The following is a 7,578-nucleotide window of genomic DNA, read 5'->3' as shown; positions in this document are numbered from 1 at the left end:
TTGAGTTTCATCGGGCCCATCTGCGCCACCCATTTTCCTGACTCAACACCGGCCAAAGGTGGGAGGGGGCTTGCTCCCGATAGCTGTGGACCAGTCAACACCTTCTTGACTGAAACACCGCCATCGGGAGCAAGCCCCCTCCCACACTGGATCTCCGTTTTGTCAGGGCCGACCGAGCAGGTGGCTCATGGCGGTCTTGAGTTTCATCGGGCCCATCTGCGCCACCCATTTTCCTGACTCAACACCGGCCAAAGGTGGGAGGGGGCTTGCTCCCGATAGCTGTGGACCAGTCGGCATCTACTTGGCTGAACCACCGCCATCGGGAGCAAGCCCCCTCCCACACTGGATCTCCGTTTTGTCAGGGTCGACCGAGCAGGTGGCTCATGGCGGTCTTGAGTTTCATCGGGCGCATCTGCGCCACCCATTTTCCTGACACAACACCGGTCAAAGGTGGGAGGGGGCTTGCCCCCGATAGCTGTGGACCAGTCGGCATCTACTTGGCTGAACCACCGCCATCGGGGGCAAGCCCCCTCCCACACTGGATCTCCGTTTTGTCAGGGTCGACCGAGCAGGTGGCTCATGGCGGTCTTGAGTTTCATCGGGCCCATCTGCGCCACCCATTTTCCTGACTCAACACCGGCCAAAGGTGGGAGGGGGCTTGCTCCCGATAGCTGTGGACCAGTCAACACCTTCTTGACTGAAACACCGCCATCGGGAGCAAGCCCCCTCCCACACTGGATCTCCGTTTTGTCAGGGTCGACCGAGCAGGTGGCTCATGGCGGTCTTGAGTTTCATCGGGCGCATCAGTGCCACCCATTTTCCTGACACAACACCGGCCAAAGGTGGGAGGGGGCTTGCTCCCGATAGCTGTGGACCAGTCAACACCTTCTTGACTGAAACACCGCCATCGGGGGCAAGCCCCCTCCCACACTGGATCTCCGTTTTGTCAGGGTCGACCGAGCAGGTGGCTCATGGCGGTCTTGAGTTTCATCGGGCGTACCGGTTTGTGCATCAAGGTGTGCCCCAACTCACGGATCTGCAGCTTCAACTCGTTGCTGTAGTTGGCGGTGATCATCAGTGCCGGGATAGCGCGGCCGCGGCGTCCATTGATGCGGGCGACGGCGTCGACGCCGTTCTGGTCATTGTCGAGGTGGTAGTCGGCGATCAGCAAGTCCGCTTCGGCATGGTAGTTGTCCACCTGGCGTGCCAGGTCTTGCTCGGACAATGCCGTGATCACCTGGCAGCCCCAGCCTTCCAGTAAGGTGCGCATCCCTGCGCAGATCGCCGCGTCGTTATCCAGCACCCACACCCGCGCGCCTTGCAGGCGTTCGAGCATCGGTTCGCTCATGGCCAGCATCGGCAACGACTTGGGCGCAGTGGCGCTCAACGGCACCTCCACCGAGAACATCGACCCCTTGCCCGGCCAGGATTTGACGCTGATGCGATGCCCAAGAATCCCGGCGATCTTTTCCACAATCGCCAGGCCCAGGCCCAGCCCACGGTCCTGGTCGGGCCGCTGCACATCGCCGCGCTTGAACTCCTGGAAAATCTCTTCCAGACGCTCCTCGGCGATGCCCATGCCGCTGTCCCACACCTGGATCAACAAACGCTGATGCTGGCGGCGACAGCCCAGCACCACGCGCCCTTTGTAGGTGTAGCGAATCGCATTGCTCAGCAGGTTGCGCAGAATCCGCGCCAGCAACTGAATATCGCTGCGCACCAGCGCCGAGCAGCCGACAAAATGCAGCGCCAGGCCTTCGCTGCGGGCCAATTCGGTGTACTCGGCGGCCAGGTTGTCGAGCAATTCACTCAGGGCAAACGGCGCGATGTCGGCCTTGATCACCCCGGCATCCAGCTTGGAGATATCCACCAGGGTGCCCAACAGGTTTTCCACGTCTTCCAGGGAGTTGCTCACGTTGCGCACCAACGTTTCGCTGGGACGCTCCAGCAGTGCGCTGGTAAACAGACGCGCCGCATTCAAAGGTTGCAGCAAGTCATGGCTGACGGCGGCGAGGAATTTGGTTTTCGACAGGTTGGCCTGCTCGGCCTCGAGCTTGGCTTCACGCAGGCGCGCTTCCATGCGGCGGCGCTCGTCGATCTCCTGCAATAACTGGTCGTTGAGCGCGGTGAGTTCCGAGGTGCGCTGGGCCACGCGCTGCTCCAAATGCTGATAGGCCTGGTGCAGGGCTTCGGCGGTACGGCGGCGTTCGGTGATGTCGCGGATCAGTACGAAGATCCCCACCACTTCGCCGCTGGCCAGCATGTTCGGCACATAGGAGCGCAGCATGTAGCGCTCCTGGTTATTGATGTTGGTCTCGGCGAATTCAAAGGTCACGCTTTCCCCGGCCAGGGCACGGGAGACGTAGGCATCCAGGCGCTGGCAATGCTGCTCGCTGTGGACTTCACGCAGGCTCTGGCCGAGCATCATGCCGCGCGGCCAGCAATACCATTCTTCATAGACTTTATTGGTGAACTCGTAGACCAGGTCGGCATTCAGGTAGCCGATCAGGGCCGGGACGTTATCGGTGATCAGGCGAATCCAGCGCTCGCTTTCCTGGGCCTTTTGCGCCGCCGCCTGTTCGCCGCGCAGGGTTTCGGCGCGCAGCCGGGCGTTGATCAGCAAGTGGTTGCTGGCCTTGAGTTCGGCCATCGCCTGGTTCAGCGCGTCGGTGCGTTCGCGCACTTGCTCGGCCAGCACCACCGAATGCTGAAAGGTGGTGTAAGGATTGTTGCCCTGGGCCATGCCGGACTCGATGCGCTCGATCAGCGCCGCGTTGATCCGTGCCAGCTTGTGGTTGTCCTGTTGCAGCTGGGCAACCTGGGCGAGCAGTTCAGCGCCGGCCTCGGGCAATGGCGACCCCGGTGAAGGTCTGGTTGATATGCATGCCATTGAACTGTTCTCCGTAGGTGTTGAAGCCCATCACCCGCTGGTCGCGCAGGAAGCCGCCGATCTGTTCCAGATTGTCACTGTCTTCCAGCTCCAGGCGGCGCAGGAAGCAGTCGCAGCCGATGGTCAACAGCAGGTCGCCAAGGCGTGATTGAAGGCCGTCGAACAGGGTTCGCAGGTTCGGCAGGATCGGCCCGGGTTTCATCACGGTGAGAACGATGCCGTTTTCCACCGCACAGTAGAAACTCAGGCTCAGGTCGTCGTGCACTTGCTGGATCGCGCGCACGTAATACTGGTCGTGGATGCGCACCGCCAACGGGTGCGCCGCGAAGACGCGGTGATCGAGGTCGGCCACGGCCACGCCGATATGCCGCGCGTACTCTTCGGCGGCGGGTTCGGCGTTGAGCTCGAAGACCCGGCGTGACGGGCTGTCGGCGCCGGTCACCACCAGTTTTTCGCTGCGCGGCAGGATGTGGTGGGTGGTGAACACCTCGAAATCCAGCCAGGTATTGACCAGCACCACCACCGCCGCGCCGCTGTGGAAGGCGCCGTTGAAGTACACGTGGGTGTGGGTGAGGAAGTTGTCGTCGCCGGCCGAACCGCCAAAATGCGGAATGTCGCCAAGCGCCGCGCTGAGGGCGGCGAGCACCACCTCTTCGCGGCTGGACAGGCCATCGAGCAGGGTCAGGGCGAAGGTGTTGCCCTTGATCGGCGCCAGGGTGTTGCTGCGGCAACCGCCGACCAGACGTTCGACCATCTGCTGGGCGTCGATCAGGCTGAAGTGTTCCACCTGGTCGATCAGCTCCGTGGCGATGGAAAAGTGCGCGTGGTTGAAGCCCATCGCCGTCACGCAATTGCGGCCGTAGCCTTGGGGCGTGATCTCGCCGGCGCTGGTGCAGCCCACCACGCGTACGTTGCCGAAACATTCTTGCAGAGCGTGGCCCAGGGCCTGCAGGTCGTAGGACGCCGAGCAGAAAAACAGCACGAAACCCAGGTACGGATGCAACAGTTGCCGCGCCAACTCCTCGGCGGCTTGCCCGGCATCGGTGGCCTGGGACATGGCACTGACTACGCCTTCACTGTTATGCATCGTTACCTCCCCCTCTGAGGCATGAGTGTACGAAGGGTGGAGGGTGGGACCTATGCTACTTGGGTACTGGGTGGGGGGATGCGATGGGATGAATTGCTCAAAACAATGGAGATTCAAATGTGGGAGGGGGCAAGTCGAATCGTCGCACCGCCCCTCCCACATTTGGATTGCATTTCAGGTTCAGAGCACGGCGTTGACCAGCATGCCGACCGCCACCAGCACACACAGGCTGGCAAACCCCACCTGCAAGGTGCGTGCGGCAATCACCGAGCACAGGCGCCGGCCAATCAGCATGCCGACGATACTCGCCGCGATGAACACCCAGCCCACGGGTTCGATACGCACCCCGGCATGGAACGCGCCGGCCACGCCGATCAGCGAAATCAGGCTGATCACCATCAGCGACGTGGCGACGATGCCGCGCATCTGCACGTCGGTGAGTTGCTTGAACGCCGGTACGATCAAAAAACCGCCGCCGACCCCGAGCAAGCCCGAGACCGCCCCCGTCACCGCGCCCAGTGCGGCCAGGGTGGCGCTGCATTTGGCGGTCCAGGCCAGGCGCCCGGTCTGTTGATTGAGCATGCAGTTCTTCTGGCCCCAGGACGCCGCGCCATGGTCACTCGGCCCGGCCTCGAGCTTCTCGCGCTGCAACATGCGCCAGGCCACCAGCACCATCAGCGCACTGAACAGGCCCATCAGCACCGGCTCCGGCAGTTGGTGGGCGAGAAACACCCCCAGCGGCGAAAACAACGCACCGAGCAACGCGATCAACAGCGCGGCGCGGTAACGCACCAGGCCGTGGCGCAAGCCGTCAATCGCACCGACGGCCGCTGCCGCCCCCACCGCAAGCAACGACACCGGCGCAGCCTGGGTCATCGTCAAGCCCAACCCCAGCACCAACGCCGGCACCCCGAGGATGCCGCCGCCCGCGCCGGTCAGGCCCATGACCAGGCCCATCAACATGCCCAACACACTGGCCAGCAACATTCAGTCCACCTTGCTCAGACGGGTCAGCCACTCGCGGCCCTTGAGCATGCCGTTCCAGTAGAACCACGGCAGCCAGGTCGCCTTGAGAAACCACATCGAACGGCGTGCCCGGGTCGGGTCGAGGGGAAAGGTCGGCAGCAACTTGCCGCCGTAGCCGAACTCGGCCAGTACCACCTTGCCCTTTTCCACCGTCAGCGGGCACGAACCATAGCCGTCGTACTTGAGCGGCAGCGGCGCCTGCCTGCGCAGGGCCAGCAGGTTTTCGGCGACCACAACGATTTGCTTGCGCACCGCGGCGGCGGTCTTGGCATTGCTGGTGCCGCACACATCGCCCAGGCCGAAGATCTGCGGGTAGCGCAGGTGTTGCAGGCTGTGGGGGTTCACCTCGCACCAGCCGGCAGCGTCGGCCAGCGGGCTTTGGCGGATAAAGTCCGGGGCAACTTGCGGCGGCACCACGTGCAGCAGGTCGAAGGATTTTTGCTCGCGCGTGACGTTGCCCTCGGCATCCTTCACCTCGAACCAGGCCATGCGCGCCGGGCCGTCGACCTTGACCAGGTTGGCGTTGAACGCCAGGCGCGCGTTGTATTTTTCCACGTACTTCATCAACGGCGGCACAAAAGTCGCCACGCCGAACAGCGCCGCGCCGGCCAGGTTGAATTCGACGTCGATGTGTTTGAGGTCGCCCTGCCTGAGCCAGTGATCGCAGGACAGGTACATGGCCTTCTGCGGCGCACCCGCGCATTTGATCGGCATGGCCGGCTGGGTAAAAATCGCCTTGCCGCCCTTGAGTTGCTGCACCAGTTGCCAGGTGTAGGCTGCGCTTTCGTAGCTGTAATTGGAGGTGACGCCGTGCTGGCCCAGGGTCTCTTCCAGGCCTTCGACCTTCTCCCAGGCCAGGCGCAGGCCGGGGCAGACGATCAGGTTGTTCCAGCTGACGCGCTGGCCGCTGTCGAGCACCAGGGTGTGCTCGTCCGGCAGCAGTTCGGTGACGGCGGCCTGCACCCAGGTGACGCCATTGGGCAGCACGTCGGCCAGGGGCCGTCGGGTCTTTTTCAGGTCGTAGGCACCGCCGCCGACCAGGGTCCAGGCCGGCTGGTAGCAGTGATGGTCGCTGGGTTCGATAAGGGTGATGTTCAGGTCGGGGTCGCGCTTGAGCAGGCTGGCCAGCAGGCCGATGCCTGCCGAACCGCCGCCGATGACGACGATATCGCCACTGATGGTTGGCCCCCAGTGTTGGTCGGTCATGGTCTATTGCCTTTTATCGTCAATGCACACAAGGGTCGCTGCCGTATGGCGTCACGCCCAGCTTTTTATCACCGCGCCGCAGTAAAGACCGGACAGGGTTTTCATCACTTGGATCACTTCGTGGCTGGCCAGCCCGTAGAAGATGTACTTGCCCTCGCGACGGGTGGCGACCAGCCCTTCGTCACGCAGGATGCCCAACTGCTGTGACAGTGTGGGCTGGCGTACGCCGGTCATGGTTTCCAGCTCGCCGACGTTGCGTTCGCCCTGGGTCAGTTGGCACAGAATCAACAAACGATCCTCATTGGCCAGGGCCTTGAGCAAGGCACAGGCCTTGGATGCCGACGCGCGCAACTGCGCGACTTCACCTTCACTCAGAGTAGATTCCATTTGCCTCGGGTCCTTTGCGTCACTTAAGCTCAAAACATTATGTGTAAATGTAAAGTGATTGTAATCACTTTTTTCAACATCAGGGGCAGCCGTCATGTCAGCGTTGATTCATTCCTTTCTGGACGAGGCGTCGTCGACCTACACCTACGTCGTCTATGAAACGGACGGCGGCCCCTGCGCCATCGTCGATTCGGTGCTCAACTACGACCCGGCCTCCGGACGCACCGACACCGCCCAGGCCGACAAGGTCATTGCCTTTGTGCGTGAGCACCGCTTGCAGGTGCAATGGCTGCTGGAAACCCACGCCCACGCCGACCACCTGTCGGCCGCGCCGTACCTGCGCCGCACCCTGGGCGGCAAGATCGCCATCGGCCAATGCATCAGCAAGGTGCAGGACGTGTTCAAGCACCTGTTTAACCTGGAGCCGGCATTTCGCGTCGATGGCTCGCAGTTCGATCACCTGTTTGCGCCGGATGAAATCTTCCACATCGGCAACATCAAGGCCCAGGCCCTGCACGTGCCCGGGCATACCCCGGCAGACATGGCCTACTTGATCGACGACCGCTTGATCCTGGTCGGCGACACCCTGTTCATGCCCGATGTCGGCACCGCCCGCTGCGACTTCCCCGGCGGCGATGCGCGCCAGTTGTATGCGTCGATGCGCAAGCTATTGGCCTTTGCCCCCGACACCCAACTGTACGTGTGCCATGACTACCCGCCCGAAGGTCGCGAGGCCAAATGCCTGACCACCGTGGCGGAACAACGCGCGGGCAATATTCATGTGCATGACGGGGTGGATGAAGCGGCGTTCGTGGCGATGCGCACCCAACGCGATGCCGGGCTGGGGATGCCCACGCTGTTGTTGCCGGCGATCCAGGTGAATGTGCGGGCCGGCCATATGCCGCCAGCGGAGGAGAACGGGGTGGTGTACTTGAAGATTCCGTTGAACCAGCTCTAAAGCCGTCCTGCATGGCGTCCATGC

Annotated in this window: 6 protein-coding genes; 1 reads left to right on the top strand and 5 read right to left on the bottom strand. The window is 62.6% G+C overall.

What is annotated here, in order from left to right; all coding sequences use genetic code 11:
* Nucleotides 1–946: 946 nt before the first annotated feature.
* From FIV39_RS29910 to FIV39_RS29890, 5 genes are all read right to left on the bottom strand, one after another.
* Nucleotides 947–2,890 (bottom strand): PAS domain-containing hybrid sensor histidine kinase/response regulator, encoded by a 1,944-nt coding sequence (locus FIV39_RS29910; RefSeq protein ID WP_090406025.1) that lies wholly within the window; start codon nt 2,888–2,890, stop codon nt 947–949.
* Nucleotides 2,832–3,977, bottom strand: coding sequence for a nitric oxide-sensing protein NosP (gene nosP / locus FIV39_RS29905; protein ID WP_090406028.1), 1,146 nt, complete (start codon nt 3,975–3,977; stop codon nt 2,832–2,834). Before nosP ends, FIV39_RS29910 begins: the two co-directional genes overlap by 59 nt.
* A 180-nt stretch (nt 3,978–4,157) precedes the next feature.
* Nucleotides 4,158–4,964, bottom strand: coding sequence for a sulfite exporter TauE/SafE family protein (locus FIV39_RS29900; protein ID WP_090406030.1), 807 nt, complete (start codon nt 4,962–4,964; stop codon nt 4,158–4,160).
* A complete protein-coding gene (locus FIV39_RS29895) occupies nt 4,965–6,209 on the bottom strand; it encodes an NAD(P)/FAD-dependent oxidoreductase (RefSeq protein ID WP_090406033.1) in 1,245 nt (414 codons plus the stop codon).
* 51 nt (nt 6,210–6,260) lie between these two features.
* Entirely contained in the window at nt 6,261–6,596 is a 336-nt protein-coding gene (locus tag FIV39_RS29890; RefSeq protein ID WP_017527038.1) for an ArsR/SmtB family transcription factor, read from the bottom strand.
* Between the two features lie 94 nt (nt 6,597–6,690).
* Between FIV39_RS29890 and FIV39_RS29885 the strand changes: the two genes are divergently transcribed.
* Nucleotides 6,691–7,554 carry an MBL fold metallo-hydrolase gene (locus FIV39_RS29885; protein ID WP_090406036.1) on the top strand — a complete coding sequence of 288 codons (864 nt, stop codon included), beginning with the start codon at nt 6,691–6,693 and terminating at the stop codon, nt 7,552–7,554.
* Nucleotides 7,555–7,578: the final 24 nt, after the last annotated feature.

Source organism: Pseudomonas grimontii (assembly GCF_007858185.1).
GTDB lineage: Bacteria > Pseudomonadota > Gammaproteobacteria > Pseudomonadales > Pseudomonadaceae > Aquipseudomonas > Aquipseudomonas grimontii.
The sequence above is the reverse complement of the archived record's forward strand: the minus strand, read 5'-3'. Positions and strand labels throughout refer to the sequence as shown.